This window comes from Streptomyces macrosporus (genome assembly GCF_039533145.1).
GTDB lineage: Bacteria > Actinomycetota > Actinomycetes > Streptomycetales > Streptomycetaceae > Streptomyces > Streptomyces macrosporus.
The window spans coordinates 26,987-49,317 of record NZ_BAAASZ010000010.1 but is presented as its reverse complement, the minus strand read 5'-3'; the positions used below and the strand labels follow the sequence as shown (position 1 = coordinate 49,317).

Sequence of the window (22,331 nt, the reverse complement as noted above, 5' to 3'; positions counted from 1 at the left end):
GCCTGGCGCACCCCCCACCCCACCCCCGACCCCGACACCACCCTCCACCACGTCCTCACCACCCTCCTCCACCTCCCCTGACCCCCACACCCAGCCGCTCGGTGGTGACGATCCGGCGGAAACGGTCTCCTCGTCCCCCTTCGAGGAGTTCGGCCGCCCGGATCCCGGGGAACTCCCTGCGGTGCCCGGGCGGCGGACCCGTCGAGCGGCATCGGCGCTCCGCGTCGGTGTGGCCGCTCCCCCGCTCGGGTGGTTCCATGCTCTTGTGCGACGGTCCGGGGAAGCGGCAAGGGAGGTGTCCGGTTGTGGCGCACGCCGGGGGGACCGGTCCCCGCCCCGCTCGGGTCCTGGTGGTCGGGGACGTGCACGGCGAGTTCGGAAGGCTCGCCGCGTGGTCGGCCGCCGTCCGGCGGCACCACGGCCCGCTGGGCGCCGTCCTCGCCGTCGGCGACGCCGAGGCCAACCGCGACGAGGCCGACGCGGCGGGGGTGCACAACCCCAAGGCCCGCGGAGGCGGCGAGTTCCCCCTGGTCGCCGACGGGCGACTGGAGTTGGGCGCCCCGCTGTACTTCATCGGCGGCAACCACGATCCCTGGCCCTCCCTGGACGCGGCGGGGCCCGGCCGGTGGAGCGACGCGGCGCGCTTCCTCGGCCGCGCGGGCGTCGCCGACGTCGCGGGCTTCCGGGTGGCGTTCCTGTCGGGCATCCACGCGGCCCGTGTCACCGACGTCCCGGGCGCCCCGCGGAAGACGGCCAAGGACCGCACGTACTACACGGCCGAGGAGGTGGAACGGGTGGCGCGGGAGGCGCACCGGGCGGGGCCGGTCGACATGCTGCTGACCCACGACCGGCCCTCCGGCATCGCCGGACCCGGCCGTGGCCATGTGGGCCGCCCCGAACTGCGGACGCTGTGCGAGCGCGTCAGGCCGCGGTGGCACTTCTGCGGCCACATGCACCACCGCCGCCGGGCGACCGTCGGGCCGACGGAAGTCGTCTGTCTGGGCCACATCCGGAACGGACCGGCCGCGCTCGCCCTCGTCGAACGCGGACCCGACGGGCGCCCCGTGCTCGTCGGGAACGTCACCGGTACGGACGGCTGACGGACTCCGGGCGCCCCGAGGTCCGCCTCGCCGTGTCTCCGGAACGGTGCGTCCCTTCCGGCAGCGTGCGGAACACTCCCCCGCCCGCGCGCGGAACGGGCCGGCCGCGGTCGCGCTCGTCAGGTGGTGTAGTCGGCGTTGAGCTTCACATAGTCCTCGGTGAGGTCGCAGCCGTAGACGGTGAACGCGCCGTCGGCGATGCCCAGGTCGATCCGGATGATCACTCCGTCTCCGGAGAGGTACGCGGCGGTCTCTTCGAGCAGGGCGTCGTCGGGCTCCTCGGGGTACATGGCGAAGTCGCCGAACCGGATGCGGACCCTTTCCGGTTCGATGTCGGTCTCCTGGTCGAGCTTGCCGATGGCCATGGCCACGCGGCCCCAGTTCGGGTCGCCGCCGTGCACGGCGGTCTTGACGAGGGGGGAGTTGACCACGCTCTTGCCCACCCGCTTGGCCTGGGCGTCGTCGCGCGCGCCGGTGACCTGGACCTCGATCGGCTTTCCGGCGCCCTCGCCGTCCGCGGCGATGTCCCGCACGAGGTGCAGGGCGCACTCGTACAGCGCCCGCTCGAAGGCGGCCGGGTCGACGGCACCGGCCAGGCCGTTGGCGAAGATCGCCGCGGTGTCGCTGGTGGAGGTGTCCGTGTCGATGCTGAGCGCGTTGAAGGTCCGGTCCACCACGCGCCGGAACACGGCGTCCAGGTCGTCGGCCGGGAGGTCCGCGTCGGTGAAGAAGAACGCCAGCAGCGTGGCCATGTTCGGCTCGATCATGCCCACGCCCTTGGCGATGCCGGTGAGGACGGCCCGGCCGCACCGGACCGAGAAGCGCTTGGGCCGGGTGTCGGTCGTCATCATGGCCTTGGCCGCCGCGTCGAAGTCCGCCTCGGGGAACGGCCAGGCCAGGGCGTCGAGCCCGGCCCGGATGCCGTCCATCGGGTAGGGGCGGCCGATCACGCCGGTGGAGGCGATGACCAGGTCCTCGGGTTCGATGCCCACGATCTCGGCGACCCGGCGGCGCACCTCCGCGGCGTGCTCGGCTCCGGCGCGTCCGGTCGCGACGTTCGCGTTGCGGGACAGGACGACCATGCCGCGACCGCTGCGGCGGGACGCGGCCTCACGGCTGAGGACGACGCTGGGGCCGGCGAACCGGGACCGGGTGAAGACGGCCGCGGAGCGGGCGGGCACCTCGGAGACGACGGCCGTGAAGTCGTCCTCGACGTCCTTGAGTCCCATGTTCTTCGACACGCTGCGAAAGCCCTGCGGAGCCATGTCTCCCGTGTGCATGGGCGAGGTTCCTCCCTCGGTCGGACGGCGGCCCCGGTCACCGGGCCGGCCTTGCCCATACTGCATGACAATGCGGATCTCCGTACATGTTTTCTCCACAGGGAAACCTGCGGTGAGGCGTCACGGGACAAATATCCGGCCGGAGCGGCTAGTTGGCCACCTGTCGGCCACACAGGGTGGCATCCCATGCCTGCGGGATGCATAAGTATTCCCTGCGTCCGGTGGCCGGTGCTCCGCCTCGCGCCCCCGGGCGGCCGAAGCCGCGGCCGGCGGCACGGTCGAAGCGGTGTCTACACGTCGTGCCCGTGGGCGGCGAGCCATCGGTGGACCGCCGCCTTGTCGGCGACGCTGACGCGCACCGGGCCGTCGGGGGCGGGCCCCTCGTCCTCGTTGAAGCCGGTGTCGGTGACCCGGGCCGTGACCCAGTCCGCCAGCTCCCGGGCGGTGTCGGGCGACAGACGGCGACGCTCCCACTCCTGCCTGGCCCGCCCGGCCGCCCGTGCGTCGTAACCGGCCGCCTCCTCCAGCCACACCGGTACCAGGCGTTCGACAACCCGCTCATCCGCCGAGGCGGTGGCGGGCGTGCGTGCGGAATCGTTCATGACGGAACGGGTGACCGGTCGGGCCCGGTGCCATGTCCGCCCGGCCGGCCTCGCGCGGAGCGGCGTCGCCCGGCGCGCGGCATCCGTCACCCGTCCGGACGCGTCGACTCGACGGCGGGCGGCGGGGGCGCCATCGCCCAGCGGATCGTCCGGGTCAGCACCTGACCGGCCGGCGGGACGGCGATCTCCTCGATCACCGGGAGGTGCGGCAGCCGCAACGGCTCGCGGGCCCAGCGGGGCAGCAGGGCCACGGCGGCGGCGGTGAGCACGGCGTACGGCGGGCGGGCGACCCAGGGCAGCGGAGGGTGGAGGAGCAGGAACCGGGCGGCGTCCCGGGCCTGCGGGGTGGCCCGCAGTTCGGGGCGGTAGCCGTCGAGCCGCGCGGCGAGTTCGGCCTGGTCCCGGGGCGGGTCGTGCACGCCGAGCGCCTCGGCCACCCGGGCGGCGTCCGCGACGTATCCGTCGTACGCGGCGTCGTCCAACCGTCGGGCTCCGTAACGCCGGTGGGCGCGCAGGAAGCTGTCGACCTCGGCGGCGTGCACCCAGCCGAGCAGGTGGGGATCGGACGCGGCGTACTCCTCGCCGTCCGGGGTGGTGCCGTGCACCCGCCGGTGGACCGCCCTGACCCGCTCGACCGCCCGCCGCGCGTCCTCGGCGGTGCCGAACGTCGTCACCGCCAGGAAGGTGCTGGTGCGCTGCAACCGGCCCCAGGGATCGCCGCGGTAGCCCGAGTGTCCCGCGACCGCGGCCATGGCCAGGGGGTGCAGGGACTGCAGCAACAGCGCTCGCAGGCCGCCCACGAACATGGACGCGTCGCCGTGCACCGTTCGGATCGGCCGGTCGGGCCCGAACCACCGGGGTCCGGGGGTGTCGTGGATGCGGGTCCGGGTGGCCTGTCCCCGCGGCCCCGCGACCCGGGCGAACAGTTCCGTGCCCAGTCGGCGCCGCACCACACCGAGGCCGGGAATGTTCGGTATGCCGGTTTCCACGCTCGCCACTCTACGCCTCCGTCCGGGCCACCGGACGAGCCGTCGGACGGGCCCGCGGAGCCGCGCCTCCTTCCGTCGCGCGGAGGTCGGGGCGGCTCCGGAAGGCGTCGGAGCGTGCGGCGGGACGGTCCTTCGGGGGGTCGTCCATGCGCGTGTCCGAGGTGTTCCCGGAGGTCCCGCGGGGCATCGATGGGTGTGGAGCACACTGGTGGCGGGAGTGCCACGAGGGGTGTCACAGGGATTCGGGGGTCACCGTGCGTCTGCTGTACGACACCGCGTCCGACCTGGACCATCTCGCCCGGCGGCACCGCGACCGCCTGGCCGGAGCCGCCGCCTGGCCGGAGGTCGGCCCGGAGGGAGACCTGCTGCATTCCTCCACCGGAGGCGGGCCGGCGCAGCCCTTGGAGCAGATCTGGGTGGGCCGAGAGGACGACACGGGAGGCTGGGTGGTCATCGAGGCCACCGGGGACCGCGGTCGCGCCTGCGTCGCCGACACCATCGAAGAGGCCGCGGCCGTCTACCGGCAGTGGGTCCGCGAGTACGTCGCCCGACTGCACGTGCTGTTCGAGTACAGCGACGTTCCCGGCTGCGGTCGCAACCAGTACTACGGCACGGGCGGGCGGGCCGTCGGCTGAGCCGGGGCGGACGGGACGCCGCCGCACGATCGCGGGGCACCCCTCCCACGGGATCTCCCGGGGCGCGGGCGGCGCTCCCGTGTCGATCCGCGCGATCGTCGCGCGCCCCCGCTCGGGCGGCGGACTTCTCCGGGGGTGGGCCCCGAGCGACGAACTTCGCCGCGCCCGGCCGACCCCGACCCCGACCCCGAGGGATTGAAAGAATTCAATCGGAGGCGCGAGCCCGCACCCCGCCGGCCGTCGCTCCGGTCGCGGGGGTTCGTTCGGGCGCCGACCCGCGTCGTCCCTCGTCTTCCCTTGCCCAACGCCCACTTGTCGTCCGCCGTCACGAACGCGATCGACCGGATGGTTGCCGACGACGTCTTGACGGTCTCCGGTGGGGCAGTCATCTTTGATTCGTTTCAATCACTGTCAGAAGCCCGGTGTCCCTTCAGGTCACCGGTGTGGCGCGCGCTCCCCGGCGGCAGGCGGGGCGGCGCACCCCGGGCACCCCCTCCGCACAGGACGAAGGAGTCCGCGTGACATCCGCGCAGAACACGCAGCCGACCACCGGCGGCCCCCCGACCGACGACGGGAAGATCACCCGTCGGCAGTGGAAGTGGACGGTCCTGGCCGGGATGGCCTCCTACCTCGACGCGGGCTCGATCGTCGCGATCAGCTCCGGCCTGGCGCTGTTCCAGGCCGAGTACGGCCTGTCCGACAACCTCACCGGCGCGCTGTCCGCCATCGGCCCCAACGCCATCGGCGCGGCCATCGGCGCCTTCGTCGGCGGACGGCTCGGCGACAGGCTCGGACGCAAGCGCATCTACCAGTACGACCTGCTGGTGTACGCGGCGGCCATCCTGCTCATCGCCTTCGCGACGGGCCCCGTGATGCTCTTCGCGGGCACCTTCGTCGTCGGCCTCGCCGTCGGCGCGGACGTGCCCACTTCCCTGGCCCTGGTCGGCGAGTTCTCCCCCGCCGGAGCGCGCGGCAGGCTGCTCGGCTTCACCCAGGTGAGCTGGAGCCTGGGCCCGGTGGTCGTCCTGCTCCTGGCCTGGGCGCTGTCGGACTTCGGGCTGCTGGGCATCCGCATCGTCTTCCTGTCGCTGTTCGCGGTGGCGATCCTCACCTACGCCCTGCGCAGGGGCATGGTCGAGTCGGCCACGTGGCAGGCCGCCGCGCGCTCGGGGGCGGCGGCCCGGGTCCGGGTGCGCGACCTGTTCAGCGGCCCGAACCTCCAGGCGATGCTGCTCACCGGCGGGATCTACCTGTTCTGGAACCTCGCGGCCGGCACCAACGGCGCGTTCACCCCGTACATGATCAAGACTCTCGGCGCGGGCGGCCAGGCCACCGGCGTGCTGCTCTCCTGCGCGAGCTTCGCCCTGGTCATCGTGGGGTCGGTCGCGTTCTACATGCGGCTGTCCGACCGCAGCCACCGGCACCGTCAGGTGATGTGGATCGTCGGCTCCGTGATGCAGGTCGCCGCGTACGCGGTGTTCCTCTTCGCGGACTTCACCATCCCGGTGATCGTCTTCAACGTGGTCCTCTTCGGCGTCGGCCAGGCCCTGGCCGGAGAGGCGGTCTACAAGACGTACAGCCAGGAGCTCTTCCCGACCATGCTGCGCGGCACCGCCCAGGGCATCACCTTCGGCACGTCCCGCGTCGTCCTGGGCGTCTGGTCGTTCTTCGTGCCGACCCTCGCGGCGACCGGCATATCCACCGTCGCGGCCTTCCTCACCGCGTCCCTGGCCGTCTGCGCGGTGATCGGGCTCTTCCTGCCGGACACCACGGGGAAGTCCCTGGAACAGGTCGAGGCCGAGCGGTCCGCCGCCCGCGCCTGACCGCCGCGGCCGGGCCGGCCTCAGCCGGGCTGGTCGTTGTCCTTCAGGGACCCCCAACCGTGCCAGCGGTCGACCTCGATGCGGGCGCTGAATCGGCGACGGTCCCGCTGGGGGTACCGCTTCCCGAGGTAGTGCTGGGCCAGTCGGTCGATGTCGACCAGCCCCTCGTCCTCGCGCAGTTCGACGACGCGGCCGATGAGGGTGACGTGTGTGTACCAGTCGCTCTCGTCGAGCACGGTCAGCGTGACCCGGGGGTCGTTGCGCACGTGCTGGAGCCGTTTGCGGCTCTCGTCCATGTTGACCAGCACCCGGCCGTCCTCCCACAGGTACCAGGTGGCGGTGGAGACCGGCTGGCCGTCCGACCGCAGGGTCGTGATCACGGCCGGGTTGGCCTTCTCCACCATGGAGACTGCCGCTTCGGGAAGCGGGGGTTTCGACATGTGCGGCTCTCCTCGACGCGTTGCCGTTCGCCATGCGGTCGGCGTCCTCGCCCCTCATGATCACACGGCGTCCCGGCGCCCGCGACCCGGTGGCATCCGTCCTCGACGGACGCGGCGGCACGTGCGGCGGCGCCGTCGGTGCGGTCGGTGCCGTCGGGGTCTCAGGCGAGTTGCGCGCTCTGCAGGGCGGCGTAGGCCCCGCCGCGGCGCAGCAGTTCCTCGTGGGAGCCGATCTCCTGGATGGCGCCGTCCCGCATGACGACGATGCGGTCGGCGTTGCGGACGGTGGACAGGCGGTGCGCGACGACGAAGGTGGTGCGGCCGTGGAGCAACCGGCCCAGGGCCTGTTGGACGAGCGCCTCGGAGCGGGTGTCCAGGGCGGATGTGGCCTCGTCCAGGATCAGCACCCGGGGGTCGCGTATCAGGGCCCGCGCGATGGCCAGTCGCTGGCGCTGTCCCCCGGACAGGCGTGCCCCGTTGTCGCCGACCACGGTCTCCAGTCCCTGCGGCAGGCGTTCGACGAACTCCAGGGCGTTGGCGTCGCGCAGCGCTTGGCGCACGGCGTCGTCGTCGGCGTGTTCCATGCCGTAGGCGACGTTCTCGCGGACCGTGCCCTCGAAGAGGATGGACTCCTGGGGCACGACCGAGACGAAGTGCCGGTACGTCCTCAGGTCGAGGTCGTTCATGTCGGTGCCGTCGAGGAGGATCCGGCCGGAGGTGGGGCGGATGAACCCGATGACGAGGTTCAGCACGGTCGACTTCCCGGCCCCGGACGCGCCGACGAGGGCGACGGTCTCGCCGGGGGCGACGGAGAGGGTGAAGTCGCGCACCGCGGGCGCGCCGGCGTTCCGGTAGGCGTAGTGGACCCCTTGGAACTCCACGGCGCCGCGCACCTCGGTCACTTCGGTCTTGCCCGCGTTGTACTCGAGTTCCGGGGCCTGGAGGACCTCTCCGATGGACCGCACGGACTCCAGGCCCTTGGTGACGACCGGGGCCAGTCCCATCAGCGTGCTGGTGGAGTTGGTCAGGGTGGTGAGGAACGCGCTGAGCATCACCACGTCGCCGGGGGTGATGGCCCATATCTCGAAGTACGCGATCAGGGCGGCTCCGCTGAGGAAGCAGATGCCGAGCAGGTTGAGGAAGACCCAGGACAGCGAGGCGAAGCGGCCGTTGAGCAGGTCCAGGCGCCGGCCGGAGTCGAGCACGCGGCGCAGGGTGTCGTCCATGCGCCGCAGGGCGTCGCGCTCCAGGCCGTGGGCGCGGGTGATGGTGATGAGGCGGGTCATCTCGCTCACCCGCGAGGAGAGGTGCTCCACCTCCTGCCGGAAGTCCTCGTTGTGCGTGCGCAGACGGCCGCGCAACCGGGCCACCAGCAGCGCGGCGACCGGCACCACGAGGAAGAAGACCGGCAGGAACTCCGGGGTCCGCACGGCGATGATGGCCAGGCCGCCGATGAGCACGGTGACGGCTCCCAGCCCGATCTCCGCGGTCTGTTGGACCATCTGCTCGACGGTCTCCACGTCGCGGACGACCTTGGTCTGGAGCACGCCCGCGCTCGTCCGCGTGTGGTAGCCGATGGACAACTGCTGCATGCGGGTGCACAGCGCCGAGCGCAGGGCGGTGCCGGTGCGGCGCACGCTGCCGTGGAGGAGGCGGACCCACAGCAGGTGCAGGGGGGTGTTGACGATCAGGATGAGCATCGTCAGCCCGACGCTGCTCCACAGCCGTTCGAGCGGCAGGTGCATCACGACCGTGTCGACGATGGCGGCGGTGACCAGGGGCAGCAGCCAGATCGGACTGTGCTTGACCGTGAAGACCACGAGCGCCGCCGCCAGCCGCCAACGGTCCTTCCGGAACAGGTAGAGGAGGGTGCGGACGGGGTGTTCCCCCCGATAGCGACGGTCGAGCGAGCCTTCGAACGACGCCACGGCGGCGACCCTTTCTCCCGAGGGACACGGCGACGAGGTCTATGACCGTTCACCGACAGTAAGCCCTTACTGATTCTGCCCCAGCGTAGCCCACCCGCAAGCCGTCGAGCCCGACCCGAGGGCGCGACGAGCCCGCGGCGTTGAACGCGCCGCACCTCAATCCCTCTCACGGGAGGCGGTTTACCCGCATACGCCCGGAGGCCGGGGGACGGCGGGTGCGGGGTGACGCCGATGCGAGGTGTCCCCTTTGCCTGAAAGCGCTTTCCCCATTGATCCCGGAGGCGCGTCCCCGTGGCCTCCTCTGGGTCTCGAAGGGCTCGGTCGGGAACCGGTCGCTCGCGGGAGCGTCCGGGCGCGACGCCCCGGCGCGTTCACCGTGCCGGGGGTGGGGCGCGCGGTGACGCCGCGTCGGCCGGAGCGTGCGGAGTGCGCGAGCCGGGTCGTCCAAGGCGGCGGACGTGCGACGGTCCGCCCCGACGATCCGGCGCCCTCCCGGTGTTCGGGTTCAGGCGATCCGGTGGACGAGTTGGCTGTCGAGTTCGTACCGCGCGCCGACGATCGCCAGACGACCGGCCTCCACCTCGGCGGCCAGGTCGGGTTCCGCGGCGAGCCGTGATCGGACGAGCCGTACGTTGGCCGTGATCGTCGCGTCGATACGGGCCGAGCCGCTCTGGTTCCGGTTGATCGCCGGCCGGATCCGTTCGGTGAGGTAGTCGATGTGCGCGGGCGGTCGCTCCCCCGTCTCGTCCGCGTGCACCGCCGCGCTCACCGCGCCGCAGGACTGGTGGCCGAGAACCACGACGAGCGGTATGCCGAGTTCCAGAACGCCGTAGGCGATGCTGCCGAGGACGGCCTCGTCCAGCACCTCGCCCGCCGACCGGACGGTCATCAGGTCCCCCAGCCCCTGGTCGAAGACGAGCTCGGGCGGGACTCGCGAGTCGATGCAGCCGAGGACGAGGGCGAAGGGGCGCTGCCCCAGGACGGCCGCCCTGCGGTCGGCCGTGGTCTCGTGCGGATGGGTCTGGTGCCGCGTGCGCCAGCGTCGGTTGCCCCTGGCCAGTTCGCGCAGCGCGGCGTCCGGAGTCGTCGGCCGAGGATCGTCGACCGTGGTCGCCGCCTCGGCCGGTCGAGCGCCCAGTGCGAGGCCCACGCCGCCGCCGAGCGCCGTGCGCAGCAGGGCGCGGCGGGCCGCCCGGTCGGGTCGGGACGTGGGTATGTCGTCCGGATGCGATCTCACACCGGGAACGTACGTCCGCCCGGATCGCCTGTGCTCGGCTTTGTTCTTCTTTGGTCCGAGGTTGGGTCAATCCTGAACGTCGCCCCGCGGTACGGCGCGTCCGTCGGAACCACGGGTCGGGCCCGGCTCCTCCGACGGATCGGAGGAGCCGGGCCCGTGCCATGGGGCACGCCTGCGGTGCCGTGCGTGCGATCGCGGGTCGCGAGCCTTACCGGTTGTTCCCGCCGCTGTTCTGGCCGCCCTTGCGACCGGCCTCGGCCGCCCGCTGACGGTCGTTGGCGAAGTTGCCACCGCTCTCGTGACCGCCCTTGCGGCCCGCCTCGGCGGCGCGCTCACGGTCGTTGGCGAAGTTGCCGGAGTTGTTGGAGTTGTTGGCCGTGGCCATGACTGCTCCTTTCACTCGCGTCGTGCCAGTGCCTTACGAAGGTGCTGGTGCCCCGTCGACTCACGGACATTCACACCGAATCAGATAATTTCCGGCAGTTGCCGTGTTCCGGTTATTTGACACACCGTCAACTGCCGTCACACAGAAGCCTGTAGACGTTCCTCGCCCCGGCGCCCGACACGCGGACCCCGCGGCGCGCGGCCACTGAACGCGCCCCCGAGACGGTCGGGGGACGGTCGGGCGCGCCGGTGCCCTTCGGCCGGCGGAAACCCCTCCGTGGTCGCCCCTTCCCGACGTCGGACGGCCTCGGCGGCGCCCCGTTTCCCATGGTCGCCACGGGAAACCCGACATGACCGGAAACGCCGAACAACGGAAGGACGATGCGGAAATGGCCGAGATTCCGGAGCAGGAGCTGACCACGCTGTGGGAGGAGTTCCACTCGGTGGTGAACATGACCTCTCGGGAGCTGAACGAGTGGCTCATGACCCGGTCCGCGGGGCAGGACACCGAAGAGCTGCCCGACCAGGCCGGTACGGCGAACGGGCGCCGGGTGCTGGAGATCCTGGGCAAGCGTCGCGTGGACCTCACCGACGACGACGTCCGCGTCATGCGCAAGGTCGTCGACACCGTCACCTCCGAGCGGGGCGTCGACATGGAACCCACCGCGGGCCAGCCCAACTGGCGTCACCGCCTGATGACGTTGGGGCACGATCCGCTCAAGCCCGTCCGGTCCTGACGGAGGCCGGCGTTCCGCCGCTGCGGCGGCGTGCGTCACCGCACGCCGTCCCGTTCCTCTCGCGGGGGACGCGCGGGTCCCGCGGTCACCCGCTCGCGGTGGGCGGGCGCCCGCGGCTTCTCGGCAGGTCCCCGGAACGGAAACGCTCGGAGCCGCCCGCGGAGATCCGCGGACCGCTCTCGCCCCGGAGACTCCGGGGCGAGGTCAGTCCGCGGACTGCGGTACCGGCCGCAACTCGACGGTCGCCGCGCGCTGCGTCTCGGTCACCGCCCCGCTCCGAAGCGGTGACCGCTCCTGGAGGTGCTTGAGCATGACGCCCTCGCGCAGCGCCCACGGGGAGAGGGTGACGGTCTCGATCTCCATGCACCGCATGGCGGTGTGGGCGATCACGGCCCCGGCCAGGGACTGCCGGGCGCGGGAGGCGGAGATGCCGGGCAGGGAGGCGCGTTCCGCGGCGGGCAGGGCCGCGAGCGTGTCCACCGCCGCCGCCAGGTCCTCGCGGGCGATACGGCGCGTGACGAAGGGCCCCCGCTTCCCCGGCGGGGCCCCGCACAGACGGGCCAGTTGCTGGAACGTGCGGGAGGTGGCGACGGCCGTGCGCGGCCCCTCCCAGCGGATCCGGGCCGCCACGTCCCGCAGTTCATGGCGTACGCGGCGGCGCAGTTCCCGCACCGCGCGGGCCGGCGGGGGGTCGGCCGCACCGAGGTACTCGCGGGTCATACGGCCCGCGCCCAGGGGCAGCGAGGCCACGTAGTCGGGGACCCTGCTGCGGCCGAAGGCCACTTCCATCGACCCTCCGCCGATGTCCAGCAGCACCATCGGCCCGGCCCGCCAGCCCATCCACTGGCGGGCCGCCAGGAAGGTCAGCGCGCCCTCCGTCGTGCCCGACATGACGTAGAGGGGCACCCCGGTCTCGCCGTGGACGGCCTGCAGGACCTGGTGGCGGTTGGGCGCGTCCCGGATGATCGCGGTACCGAAGGCGAAGGGGTCTCTCACCCCCCAGCGACCGGCCTCCTCCTTCGCCGAGGCCACCGCCGCCACCAGCCTGGCCACCGCCTGTTCGCCGAGCCGCCCGTCCGGCTCGACGTGCTCGGCGAGACGCAGCCGCCTCTTGGCCGTGTGCACCGGCAACGGTATGTCTCCGTCGCCGTCGGCCACGGCCAGCCGCACCGTATTGGACCCCACATCCACCACCGCCAGACGCATGGAGTGCTCGTGCCCCGGGTCTCCGCCGGACATGCCGTCGCGCTCCGCACGCTCCGAAGCAGAGTCGCCGGCGCGGGAGCGCGTCGAGTGCTCCCGTTTCCCGATGCGCGCCCGGGTTCGACGCTCCGGGGACATCCCCTCGGCACCCACTCAGGAATAATGTTCTATATGTCCGATTTCCTGATGCTCTCGGACCTCGAGGAGCCCAGCGGGCTGCCCCTGGAGGTGTTCGACCCCGCGCCGGTCGGAGTCCTGGTCTGCCGGGGCGAAGAGCACATCCTGACGTACATGAACGCCGCCTACCGGGCGGCCTTCGGGGATCGGCCCCTGGGCACACCCATCCGTCAGGCGTTCGCCGACCTCACCGAGCAGGGTTACCTGGACCTGCTCGACCTGGTGTTCCGGGACGGGAAACCGGTCCGGGTCGCCGCCGCGCCCGTCACCGTCCGCTACGCGCACGGCGGCTTCGAGCAGCGGTACTTCTCGTTCAGCATGTCGAGGATCGCATCGGTCGGGGACGAGTCGGGGGTGCTGATCGTCGCCGCGGAGGTCACCGGGGAGGTCACCGCCGCGCAACGGGCGCGGACCCTGGCCGAGGAACGGCGCCGGGCCCTGCTGCGCTACCGGAGCCTGGTCGCCACCACCACCGAGAAGATCTGGGTGGCCGACCCCGAGGGGCGCCTCGTCGAGGGAAGCCGGGAGTGGGAACTGGTGACGGGGCGCCCCTGGGAGGAGCTCCGCGGCGCCGGATGGCTCGACACCGCCCATCCCGACGACCGCGGGGCCCTGACCGAGGCGTGGTCGCGGGCCGTCGACGAGGTGCCCGACTCGTTCGAGTACGTCTACCGGTTGCGGCACGCCGACGGGACCTACCGGCACTGCGCGCTGCGCGCCGTGCCCGTGCGCGACGCCGGGACCGTGCTGGAGTGGATGGCCACCTGCACCGACATCGAGGAACGGTGGCGGCAGGACCGGCGCAACGGGATCCTCGCCCGTGCCGCCGCCGCGGCGACGGAGTCCGGGAGCGTGCCGGGCGCCTTCGCCGCCCTGGGCCGGGTGGTCGTTCCGGACCTGGCCGACGAGTGCGGCATCTACCTGCTGCCCGATTCCTCCGAGTCGCCCTCCGAGAACACCCTCCTGGTGGTGGAGCGGGTCTCGGCCACCGCCCGCGAGGGGCTTCCGTCCGGGCTGCCACCGCTCCGCAAGGAGCACCTCGACCCCGGCCACGCCCTCGCCCGCGCCGTCCGCGAGCGGCGCCCGATCCACGCCTCCTTCCCGCCGGGCGACGTCCCCGCCGACATCGCCCCGCAGAGCGCGCTGCCGTGGCTGAACCGCGTCGGGGCGCACAGCGGGGTGATCCTGCCGGTCCTGGTCGACGGGACCGTGGCCGCCGTGGCGGCGGCCTTCGTCTGCGGAACCCGCGAGCCGATCGGCGCGGCGGACCGGACCCTGCTGCGGGAGGTGGTCGAGCAGGCCCATGACGCGCTCAGCCACGCACTGCGGTTGCAGCGCACCCAACAGGTCGCGCTGGCCATGCAGCGCAGCCTGCTCACCGAGCCTCCCGACCTCCCGGACCTGCGGATCGCGGCACGGTACCTGCCCAGCCTGTCGGCCGACGAGGTGGGCGGGGACTGGTACGACTCCTTCCGGCTGCCCGACGGTTCCGTCCTGCTGATCATCGGCGACGTGGCCGGGCACGATCTGCGGGCGGCCGTCGCCATGGGCAAGATGCGCAACATGCTCCGCGCGCTCGCCGCCGACCACGCCGACCGGCCCCCCGGGGACGTCGTACGGCGTCTGGACGCCGCCGCGCAGGCCCTCGACCCGGCCGTGGGCACGACCACCTGCGTGGTGGCCCGCGTCCGGAACGCCGGAGAGGGCGGGGGCGCGGAGGGGCCGTGGCGCGTGGCGTACACCGTCGCCGGCCACCCCCCGCCCCTGCTGATCACCGAGGACGGCGACGCCCGTTTCCTGGAGGACGCCCACAGCCCCCTGCTCGGCGTCCTGCCTCCGGACGTCCCCCGCGGCAGCGCCACCGAGGACCTGCCGCCCGGCGGCACCCTGTTGCTCTACACCGACGGTCTGGTGGAGTGTCCCGGCGAGTCCCTCGACGCGGGCCTGGAGCGTCTGCGGCGTCGGACCGCCGCGCTGGCCCGCGAGCCCGTCGAGGTCCTGTGCGACGACCTGGTGGCCGCCACCGTCGGGGGGCGTGACGACATCGCCCTCATCGCCCTGCGCTCCCCCGTCGCGTAGCCCGACCGCCGTCCGGCGCCGTCCGGCCGACGAACCGATCGGATAATCAATGCATTGACCATCTGGTTCGACAGCCGGGACGACATGACCTTCCTGTACGCCCTCGTGCCGCCACCGCCCGCCGATCGGCACGTGCACGGCCCCCGCCCGCCCGCGCGCGACACCTCGACGAGCCGCCCGCTCCGGCCGTCCCCCGTCACGGTCCGTGCCGGGGGAATCCGTACGAGAAACCGGGGGACGCGGTGCGGGGGGTGCTGACGGGCTTCGCGGTGATCGCGGCGGTCATCGCCACCGGATACGTCATCGGACGTCGCGGGCACCTCGGACCCGACGGCCGCCAGGTGTTGACCAGGCTCGCCTTCCACGTGGCCGGCCCCGCCCTGCTGTTCACCACCCTCTCCCGGGCCGACCTGTCGGTGATCCTCTCCGGCCGGCTGCTGGTCACCGCCCTGAGCATGGCCGTCGCCGCCGGGATCTTCGTCGCGGTGGGCGCCGCTCTCCGCTGGGGAGTGGGGCGCACCACCATCGGAGCGCTGTGCTCCGGCTACGTCAACGCCGGCAACCTCGGCATCCCGATCGCGGTGTACGTGCTCGGGGACGCCTCCCTCGTGGCACCCGTCCTGCTCTTCCAGCAGATCGTCGTCACGCCGATCGCGCTGACCGTGCTGGACCTGTCCGGGCAGGGCGACCGGGTCCCGCTCCTGCGGCGCCTGACCACACCGCTGCGCAATCCGATGGCGGTCGGTTCCCTGTCCGGGGTGGCCGTGGCGGCGACCGGCTGGACGGTGCCCGGGCCGGTCATGGCACCGCTGACCCTGCTCGGCAACATGGCCGTGCCCGCCGTCCTGCTGGCCTTCGGCATCTCCCTGTGCGGCGGCAGTCTGCCCTGCCGGGGCGGCGACCGGTACGCGGTGGCGCTGTCGGCGTTCCTCAAGTCCTTCGTGCAGCCGCTGGTGGCGTGGGCGCTGGCGGTGGGGGTCTTCGGACTCCGCGGGTCCGCCGTGCTCGACACCGTGGTGACCTCGGCCCTCCCCGCGGCGCAGAACCTGTTCACCTACGCGTCCCGCTACCGGATCGCCGAGAACCTGGCCCGCGAGTCCATCCTGCTGTCCACCATGGCGTCCGTGCCGGTGCTCGTGGTCATCGCGGCACTGCTGGGCTGAGGGGCGGGCGCCGCGGGCCTCCCCGTGCGGCTCGGCGGCGGCCGCCGAGCCGCACGGGGAGGGTACGGCCTGTCCCGTCCGTCGGCCCTTCTGCTCGACCTTGACCCGGTCGATCTCCAACCGCACGCCGCGCAGCCCTTGCGGTGGCGCGCTCTCAGCTTCAGGGTGCCGCCGCCCACGGCGATGGCGTCGGGGGAGTCGACGTACGCCCGGGACTCGCCGTTGACCACTCCCACGGTCCCCCCGGTCTTCACCACCCGCCCTTTGCCGCGATCCAGGGCGGTGCCGTCGAAGTCGTCCTGGAAGACGGTCCGGTGGGAGCCGTCCTGGTCGGCGGGGAGCGCGGGGCGGGCGGCCGAGGCGCTGCCGCCCGTCCCCCACACCTGGAACTCGTAGAGAGAGTGGCCGAACCGGGCCGTGGCGGGGGCGGGGGCGGGGTTGTGGAACGAGCGGCGTTCGACGCCGAGCATCCGCACGTACCGTCCGGTGGCGGGCGTGGGCAGTCGGATGCGGTCGTGCCGTCCGATCGCGTCGCCGGGCGACTGCACGTCGGCCCGGCGGGCGGCGACCTCCGCCGCCGAGGGCTGCCGCACCGTGCGCCGGGCCCGGTTGTCGTCGGAGACCTGGATGCGGTGGTCGACGGCGTACGCCGCCTGCCGGCACAGGTCCAGGTCGGTGATGGCGGCGGTGGCCCCGATCCGGTGTCAGCCGAGTCGGCGGACGGGCGAGCCCGCGAGGAACGCCCGGATGTCCTCGACCGCCTGGCCGTAGTAGGTCTCGTGGGTGGCGCGGGAGACGCAGCCCGGGTGCGGGGTGGCCGGCAGGCGCGGCGCGGTCCGCATCGGGTGGTCCGCCGGAAGGGGTTCGGTGTCGAACACGTCGACGCCGGCTCCGGCGATCGTGCCCTCGCGCAGGGCGGTGGCCTCGGGGACGATCCCACGCGCCAGGCCCAGCAGCAGGGCCCAGGTCAGCTCGACGGGCGGGGTGGGGGAACCGGCGGTGCCGCACACGGTGACGCCGTGGCGTTCGGCGGCGGCGAAGTCGATGACGGAGTTGCGCATGCGGAGGCGACGAGCAGCTTCAGCCGGGGCAGCCGGGCGGTCGGGCTCGCGGGGAAGGGGACGCGTTCGCGCAGGGTGACGACGATGTCGAAGTCGGCGAGTACGGCGGCGAGTTCGTCCTCGGTGCCGACGTGCTCGGGGAAGGCGACGACCTCGACGCGGTCGGCGACGGGCGACCAGTCGGCGACGGTGGTGGCGACGGACCGGTGGTCGTCGAGCACGGCGCAGCGAAGTCTCGTCTCGTTCTCTCCGTCGGTGGTGCGGGCGGTCCGCGCCCGACCTCCGGGCGCACGGGCCACCATGATCGCCCCCGGCCGCCCCGGAGTCCGCGGCAGCGGGTTCTCGCGGGAGCCGGTCGTCCGGTCCCGGCCGGGCCGCGGCCCCCTCCCGATCGGCCGCGTCGACCGCCGGGGCGCGCCGGGGGCGGCGGTCCTACGGTTTGCGACCGACCGCGCCGAAGTTGACCTCCTCCGCCGGGTCGCCGCTCGGCTCGCGGTCGGGCCGCCAGCGCGGGCACGGCACCAGGCCGGGTTCCACCAGCTCCAGACCGTCGAAGAAACCGGCGATCCACTCCACGGGGCGCAGGACGTAGGGGACCGCCCCGCTGGCGTTGTAGCGCTCCTGGGCCTCGTTGGCGGCGGGCTGGGTGTCCGCGCCGTCGTTGAGGGACAGGTGGCTGCCCGACGGGAGGGCGTCCATCAGGCGGCGCACGATCGAGCGTGCCTCGCCGTAGTCGGGGATGTGCCCCAGCGTCCCGCTGAGGATCACGCCCACCGGCCGGTCGAGGTCCAGGGTCCTGGCGGCCTCGGCCAGGATGGTGTCGGGGTTGCGCAGGTCGGCGTCGACGTAGTCGGTGGCGCCCTCGGGGGTGGAGGTGAGCAGGGCGCGGGCGTGGGCCAGCACCAGGGGGTCGTTGTCGACGTAGACGACGCGGCTCTCGGGAGCGGCGCGCTGGGCGACCTGGTGGGTGTTGTCGGCCGTCGGCAGACCGGTGCCGATGTCCAGGAACTGCCGGATGCCCGCCTCCTCCGCCAGATAGCGGACGGAGCGGACCAGGAACCCCCGGGAGGCGCGCGCCAGGAGTTCGATCCCGGGGAACATCTCGCGGTAGGCGTCGCCGGCCACCCGGTCGACCTCGTAGTAGTCCTGGCCCCCCAGCCAGTAGTTCCAGATCCGCGCCGAGTTCGGCACGGACCTGTCGATCCCGGTCCGCCCACCGTCCGCAGCGAGTGGTTCGTCCGTCATCGGCGCTCCTGTTCGCGAAGCCGCACGCTTCGATCAGTATGGTCGTCGGCCGGTCCGCCGGCACGTCGTCCGACGCGAACCGCCGCTGTCGGTGGGCGCGCGTAGGGTACGCGCGACGGCCCCACTCCGAAAGGCTCCCCATGCCGGCTCCTCGTGAACTCGCCGACCTGCCGTACGCCGAGTACCTCGAACCGTTCGACGGACGACTGGAGCGGGAGCGGCTCCACGACACCGTCCACGTCGAAGGGGTGGAGTTCGAGGACGCGGACGCCGGCCTCGCCCGCTTCACCGAGTGCGCGTTCTCCTCGGTGGGCTTCGTCGGCGGACGCTACCGGCGGGCGCGGTTCAACGACGTGTGGCTGCACACCGTGCGGTGGGTGGGCGCGGATCTGGCCGAGACCGACTGGCTGGACGCCGAGATCGTCTCCGGCGCGTTCGCCGGGGTGGAGGCGTTCGGCGCGCGGATGCGCCGGGTGACGTTCTTCAACTGCAAGTTCGACTCGGTCAACGTTCGCGCCGCGGCGCTGCGGGACGTCTCCTTCGTGGACTGTCTGCTGCGCGACGTGGACCTCGGCGGCGCGACCCTGACCAACGTCGCGTTCCCCGGCTCCACCCTGGACGGAGTGCGGCTGGAGAAGGCCCGCATGGAGAAGGTGGACCTGCGCGACGTCGCCGGGCTGAGGATCACGGCGGGCCACGACGCGCTGAGGGGGGCGGTGATCGGCAGCGCGCAACTGCTGGACCTCGCCCCCGCGCTCGCCCACGTGCTCGGCATCGAGGTGCGCGACCGCTGAGACGGGTTCCCGCCCGGCCGTACACCGGGGTGTCGGGAGGGACGGGGCCGGTTTCTGATAGGCAGGGGGCATGAGCCTCCACGACATTCCCCTGCGCACCCTCTCGGGCGAGCCCACCTCCCTCGGCGCGTACCGGGGCAAGGTGCTGCTGATCGTCAACGTCGCCTCCAAGTGCGGGCTGACCCCGCAGTACGAGGGCCTGGAGCGGCTGCACAAGCGGTACGCCGACCGCGGGTTCACCGTGCTGGGCGTGCCCTGCAACCAGTTCATGGGCCAGGAGCCGGGCACCCCCGAGGAGATCGAGACGTTCTGCTCGACCACCTACGGCGTCACCTTCCCGCTGCTGGAGAAGACCGAGGTCAACGGGGACGGCAGGCACCCGCTCTACGCCGAGCTGACCCGGCTGGCGGACGCCGACGGGCAGGCCGGCGACGTCCAGTGGAACTTCGAGAAGTTCCTCGTCGCCCCGGACGGCGCCCCCGTCGCCCGGTTCCGCCCCCGCACCGAGCCGGAGGCGGAGGAGATCACCGCCGCCATCGAGGCCCACCTGCCCGCCTGACCGTTCCCCGGCCCCGTGCGGCCCGGCCCCCGCGCGGGGGCCGGGCCGCACGGTCTCCCCGCCCCTCTCGTATCGGACTATCGTAAATATCACCCAAAAGGTTTATTACTCCCGATACGGACGGCAGGTGTCCGTGATGGTCCAGGAACTCATGACGGCGGGGATCGCGGCACTCTCCGCCGGAGCCGTCTACTTCGTGGCGGCGGCCCGGGTGGTCAAGCAGTACGAACGCGGAGTGATCTTCCGGCTCGGACGGGTGAGGGAGGCCGTACGCCCGCCGGGGTTCACGATGATCGTTCCGATCATCGACCGGATGCGCAAGGTCAACATGCAGATCGTGACCCTGCCCGTACCGGCGCAGGAGGGGATCACGAGGGACAACGTCACGGTCCGCGTCGACGCGGTCGTCTACTTCAAGGTCGTGGATCCCACCGACGCGATCATCCGGGTGGAGGACTACCGCTTCGCGGTCTCGCAGATGGCGCAGACCTCGCTGCGCTCCATCATCGGCAAGAGCGACCTGGACGATCTGCTGTCCAATCGCGAGAAGCTGAACCAGGGCCTGGAACTGATGATCGACAGCCCGGCCGTGGGCTGGGGCGTCCACGTCGACCGGGTCGAGATCAAGGACGTCTCCCTGCCGGAGACGATGAAGCGGTCGATGGCCCGCCAGGCGGAGGCCGCCCGTGACCGGCGGGCCCGCGTCATCAACGCCGACGCGGAGCTACAGGCGTCGAAGAAGCTCGCGGAGGCGGCGCAGCAGATGGCCGACACGCCCTCGGCGCTGCAACTGCGTCTCCTGCAGACGGTCGTGGCGGTCGCGGCCGAGAAGAACTCCACGCTGGTCCTGCCCTTCCCCGTCGAGCTGCTGCGGTTCCTGGAGCGGGCGCAGCAGAGCCCGCGCCAGGACGCGCTGCCGCCCGCGTACGCGCCGTACGCGCGGGACCCGTCCACCCCGCCGTCGTACGCGGCGGCCCCGCCGCCCGGGCGGCACCGGGTCCCGGAGGCGGAGAACCGGTGACCGCGCGGGAGTGACCCGGCGCCGCTCCGACCCCTCGGCCGGGGCGGCCCGGCCGAGGGGGTGGTCACCGGGACGAGGCCGTGCCGTTGGCGGCGTTCCGGTCCAGCGGACCCCAGTTCCCCTGCTGCCGGTCGACCTCCTCCTCGGCCTCGGCGATCACCCGGGCGTCGATCCAGGCGACCGGCTGAGCGTCCTGGACCAGCGGCTCGTTGTCGGGCCCGCGCCCCACCTCCCGACCCCGCAGCACCCAGGGCCGCACTCCCGGACCCTTCTCCCGGCGCAGGTGGCAGTAGTCGTACAGGCGTCGGGCGACCCACAGCCGGACCGGCCGCTCCGCCCACCACGGCTCGACGTCCAGGGCGTTGACGGACAGGCCCGGCAGCGGGATGCCGGTCAGGTCGTCCGTGCTCTCCGCGGTGCCCAGATCGGCCTGGGGACCGCGGGACCAGCGGACGTACAGGTGCCTGCCGTTCTCCACCAGACGGGCCAGCTCGTCGAGGGACGCGAGGTTGGGCAGCTCGAACGGGACGGTCATACAGCGTTCGCTCCTCGGGATCGTGTGCCGTCCGGCGTGGGCACGCCCGGCGAAGCGGAACCTCGGGACGAGGGGCGGTGCCGCCGGACCGGCACCCGGCCGCGTGCCCGGCCCGGAGGACGGAAAAACACGGAACCGGCTCTGCTCACGTTCCGTTCGCCGTCGGTGACGGAACCGCCCGAACCGGGCGCACCGACGATGTTTTGCCCGACTTGTCGGCGGTTAGGCGCTCCCTGCAAGACGGCAGGCACCATCGCGAGGAGACCGTCATGGGCAGGCTGAGCGACATGGCGAACAAGGCCAAGAAGATGGCCAAGGGCCACTCGGACAAGGTGGACAAGGGCGTCGAGCGCGCCGAGCGCACGGTCGACGAGCGCACCGGGGGGCGCTACGACGCCCAGACCGACAAGGCCTCGGACACCGTCCGCCGCTCCTACGAGAGCGAGGACGACGAGCGGCAGTGACCGCCCGCGCCACCCGAGCGGAGGGTGAGGGGCGTCGGCGCCCCTCACCGGCTTCCGCCGTCCGGCCGTGTCACCGGGGGTCCGGGCGCGCGGTGCCGAAGGGGGTGTCGATGACGTAACGCCACAGACCGTCCGCTCCGCGCCGCGCCACGTCCGTCGCGGTGCCCTCCACGCGCACGTGTTCGCCGTCCGACCCCGTGCCCTCGATCGTCCGGTCGACGATCAGCAGGGCGATGTCGTCGGCGACATGGGTGTGCCGTGGGCGGACGGTGATCGGCAGGCCGAGGCCGAACAGGTCGGCCCGTGCCTCGATCACCGCGTCTCCCGTCACCTGCCGGCCGGGGCGGGGGACGAAGACGGCGCCGGACTCGTACACCCGCCTCGGCGCGTCCGCGCTGCCGGTGTTGAAGGAGGCGGCGAACACCGCCGGGTGTTGCTCCGGATCGCCGGTCGGGGAAACAGTGGGGGCATGGCGCCCGATGTTCGACTCGTCGCTCATGACGTCGGCCGTTGGGCCACCCTCGTCCTGCGCGAGTTGGCGCACGGGCCGCACTCCTTCGGCGACCTGGGCGAACGGCTGCCGGAGATCAGCGCCAAGGTGCTCGCCGAGCGGCTGCGCACGCTGGAGCGGCGCGGCCTGGTGGCCCGCGACCGGCTGCGCGCTTTCCCCGTCCGGACCCGCTACCGCCTCACCCCGGCCGGGCGGGCCGTACGTCCCCTGCTCGTCGAGCTGTACCGCACGGGCCCGGCGATCGAGGCCGCGTGGGACGCGACGACCCCCGCGGAGCCGGCCGTGAGCGGCGGGGACGGCGCGGAGCCGGTCCGTTGACCCCGCGTGCCGGGCCCGTCGGGCCGGCGGCGCGGGATGCCGGGCC

The 22,331-nt window shown here is 72.9% G+C and carries 22 protein-coding genes and 2 pseudogenes; 11 read left to right on the top strand and 13 right to left on the bottom strand.

Translation table 11 applies throughout. From position 1 onward, the window contains the following. The first annotated feature begins 305 nt into the window (after window positions 1-305). Window positions 306-1,100 carry a metallophosphoesterase family protein gene (locus ABD335_RS06550; protein ID WP_344321141.1) on the top strand — a complete coding sequence of 265 codons (795 nt, stop codon included), beginning with the start codon at window positions 306-308 and terminating at the stop codon, window positions 1,098-1,100. Window positions 1,101-1,219: 119 nt separating this feature from the next. Here the strand turns inward: ABD335_RS06550 and argJ are convergent, their stop codons facing one another. The 3 genes from argJ to ABD335_RS06535 all read right to left on the bottom strand — a co-directional run bounded on the left by argJ (window position 1,220) and on the right by ABD335_RS06535 (window position 3,971). Continuing rightward, window positions 1,220-2,380 carry a bifunctional glutamate N-acetyltransferase/amino-acid acetyltransferase ArgJ gene (argJ, locus tag ABD335_RS06545; RefSeq protein ID WP_344321140.1) on the bottom strand — a complete coding sequence of 387 codons (1,161 nt, stop codon included), beginning with the start codon at window positions 2,378-2,380 and terminating at the stop codon, window positions 1,220-1,222. A 290-nt stretch (window positions 2,381-2,670) separates the two neighbouring features. Beyond that, entirely contained in the window at window positions 2,671-2,982 is a 312-nt protein-coding gene (locus tag ABD335_RS06540; protein ID WP_344321139.1) for a hypothetical protein, read from the bottom strand. 86 nt (window positions 2,983-3,068) lie between these two features. Further along, window positions 3,069-3,971 carry an oxygenase MpaB family protein gene (locus ABD335_RS06535; protein WP_344321138.1) on the bottom strand — a complete coding sequence of 301 codons (903 nt, stop codon included), beginning with the start codon at window positions 3,969-3,971 and terminating at the stop codon, window positions 3,069-3,071. Between the two features lie 254 nt (window positions 3,972-4,225). On the opposite strand from ABD335_RS06535, the gene ABD335_RS06530 reads away from it, so the two are divergent. Further along, window positions 4,226-4,606: a hypothetical protein gene (locus tag ABD335_RS06530; protein ID WP_344321137.1), complete on the top strand. Its 381-nt coding sequence runs from the start codon at window positions 4,226-4,228 to the stop codon at window positions 4,604-4,606. A 518-nt stretch (window positions 4,607-5,124) separates the two neighbouring features. Then, complete coding sequence (locus ABD335_RS06525; protein WP_344321136.1) at window positions 5,125-6,429, top strand: MFS transporter; 1,305 nt, start codon at window positions 5,125-5,127, stop codon at window positions 6,427-6,429. Window positions 6,430-6,449: 20 nt separating this feature from the next. On the opposite strand, the gene ABD335_RS06520 is transcribed toward ABD335_RS06525, so the two are convergent. From ABD335_RS06520 to ABD335_RS06505, 4 genes are all read right to left on the bottom strand, one after another. Further along, on the bottom strand, window positions 6,450-6,869 hold the full coding sequence (locus ABD335_RS06520) for a PPOX class F420-dependent oxidoreductase (RefSeq protein WP_344321135.1): 420 nt from the start codon (window positions 6,867-6,869) through the stop codon (window positions 6,450-6,452). 161 nt (window positions 6,870-7,030) lie between these two features. Next, window positions 7,031-8,797 (bottom strand): ABC transporter ATP-binding protein, encoded by a 1,767-nt coding sequence (locus ABD335_RS06515; RefSeq protein WP_344321134.1) that lies wholly within the window; start codon window positions 8,795-8,797, stop codon window positions 7,031-7,033. Between the two features lie 505 nt (window positions 8,798-9,302). Next, the gene (locus tag ABD335_RS06510; RefSeq protein WP_344321133.1) at window positions 9,303-10,034 is read right to left on the bottom strand and encodes a carbonic anhydrase; all 732 of its coding nucleotides are present in this window, start codon (window positions 10,032-10,034) and stop codon (window positions 9,303-9,305) included. 208 nt (window positions 10,035-10,242) lie between these two features. After that, a complete protein-coding gene (locus ABD335_RS06505; RefSeq protein WP_344321132.1) occupies window positions 10,243-10,419 on the bottom strand; it encodes a con-10 family general stress protein in 177 nt (58 codons plus the stop codon). Window positions 10,420-10,807: 388 nt separating this feature from the next. On the opposite strand from ABD335_RS06505, the gene ABD335_RS06500 reads away from it, so the two are divergent. Beyond that, window positions 10,808-11,155: a DUF3140 domain-containing protein gene (locus ABD335_RS06500; RefSeq protein ID WP_344321131.1), complete on the top strand. Its 348-nt coding sequence runs from the start codon at window positions 10,808-10,810 to the stop codon at window positions 11,153-11,155. A 204-nt stretch (window positions 11,156-11,359) separates the two neighbouring features. Here the strand turns inward: ABD335_RS06500 and ABD335_RS06495 are convergent, their stop codons facing one another. Next, window positions 11,360-12,361 carry a Ppx/GppA family phosphatase gene (locus ABD335_RS06495; RefSeq protein ID WP_344321142.1) on the bottom strand — a complete coding sequence of 334 codons (1,002 nt, stop codon included), beginning with the start codon at window positions 12,359-12,361 and terminating at the stop codon, window positions 11,360-11,362. Between the two features lie 168 nt (window positions 12,362-12,529). On the opposite strand from ABD335_RS06495, the gene ABD335_RS06490 reads away from it, so the two are divergent. Then, on the top strand, window positions 12,530-14,614 hold the full coding sequence (locus ABD335_RS06490; protein ID WP_344321130.1) for a SpoIIE family protein phosphatase: 2,085 nt from the start codon (window positions 12,530-12,532) through the stop codon (window positions 14,612-14,614). A 242-nt stretch (window positions 14,615-14,856) separates the two neighbouring features. Next, window positions 14,857-15,777 (top strand): AEC family transporter, encoded by a 921-nt coding sequence (locus ABD335_RS06485; RefSeq protein WP_344321129.1) that lies wholly within the window; start codon window positions 14,857-14,859, stop codon window positions 15,775-15,777. Window positions 15,778-15,908: 131 nt separating this feature from the next. On the opposite strand, the pseudogene ABD335_RS06480 reads toward ABD335_RS06485, so the two are convergent. The 3 genes and pseudogenes from ABD335_RS06480 to ABD335_RS06470 form a co-directional block, all read right to left on the bottom strand. After that, a pseudogene (locus ABD335_RS06480) lies at window positions 15,909-16,475 on the bottom strand (discoidin domain-containing protein); the annotation flags it as partial. Between the two features lie 6 nt (window positions 16,476-16,481). Next, window positions 16,482-17,140 (bottom strand): annotated as a pseudogene (locus tag ABD335_RS06475) (NAD(P)-dependent oxidoreductase). Between the two features lie 130 nt (window positions 17,141-17,270). Next, window positions 17,271-18,083, bottom strand: coding sequence for an SAM-dependent methyltransferase (locus tag ABD335_RS06470; RefSeq protein ID WP_344321128.1), 813 nt, complete (start codon window positions 18,081-18,083; stop codon window positions 17,271-17,273). Window positions 18,084-18,223: 140 nt separating this feature from the next. Here ABD335_RS06470 and ABD335_RS06465 point away from each other — a divergent pair, with 140 nt between their 5' ends. From ABD335_RS06465 to ABD335_RS06455, 3 genes are all read left to right on the top strand, one after another. After that, window positions 18,224-18,877: a pentapeptide repeat-containing protein gene (locus tag ABD335_RS06465; protein ID WP_344321127.1), complete on the top strand. Its 654-nt coding sequence runs from the start codon at window positions 18,224-18,226 to the stop codon at window positions 18,875-18,877. A gap of 70 nt (window positions 18,878-18,947) precedes the next feature. Beyond that, window positions 18,948-19,436: a glutathione peroxidase gene (locus ABD335_RS06460; protein ID WP_344321126.1), complete on the top strand. Its 489-nt coding sequence runs from the start codon at window positions 18,948-18,950 to the stop codon at window positions 19,434-19,436. A 136-nt stretch (window positions 19,437-19,572) separates the two neighbouring features. Beyond that, window positions 19,573-20,457, top strand: a complete 885-nt coding sequence (locus tag ABD335_RS06455) for a slipin family protein (RefSeq protein ID WP_344321125.1) — start codon at window positions 19,573-19,575, stop codon at window positions 20,455-20,457. Between the two features lie 64 nt (window positions 20,458-20,521). On the opposite strand, the gene ABD335_RS06450 is transcribed toward ABD335_RS06455, so the two are convergent. Beyond that, a complete protein-coding gene (locus ABD335_RS06450) occupies window positions 20,522-20,992 on the bottom strand; it encodes a DUF6098 family protein (RefSeq protein ID WP_344321124.1) in 471 nt (156 codons plus the stop codon). 269 nt (window positions 20,993-21,261) lie between these two features. On the opposite strand from ABD335_RS06450, the gene ABD335_RS06445 reads away from it, so the two are divergent. Then, complete coding sequence (locus ABD335_RS06445; protein WP_344321123.1) at window positions 21,262-21,456, top strand: antitoxin; 195 nt, start codon at window positions 21,262-21,264, stop codon at window positions 21,454-21,456. A 70-nt stretch (window positions 21,457-21,526) separates the two neighbouring features. On the opposite strand, the gene ABD335_RS06440 is transcribed toward ABD335_RS06445, so the two are convergent. After that, window positions 21,527-21,955, bottom strand: a complete 429-nt coding sequence (locus tag ABD335_RS06440; protein WP_344321122.1) for a YybH family protein — start codon at window positions 21,953-21,955, stop codon at window positions 21,527-21,529. Here ABD335_RS06440 and ABD335_RS06435 point away from each other — a divergent pair. Then, window positions 21,926-22,285: a winged helix-turn-helix transcriptional regulator gene (locus ABD335_RS06435; protein WP_344321121.1), complete on the top strand. Its 360-nt coding sequence runs from the start codon at window positions 21,926-21,928 to the stop codon at window positions 22,283-22,285. The genes ABD335_RS06440 and ABD335_RS06435 overlap by 30 nt on opposite strands. Window positions 22,286-22,331 lie beyond the last annotated feature (46 nt).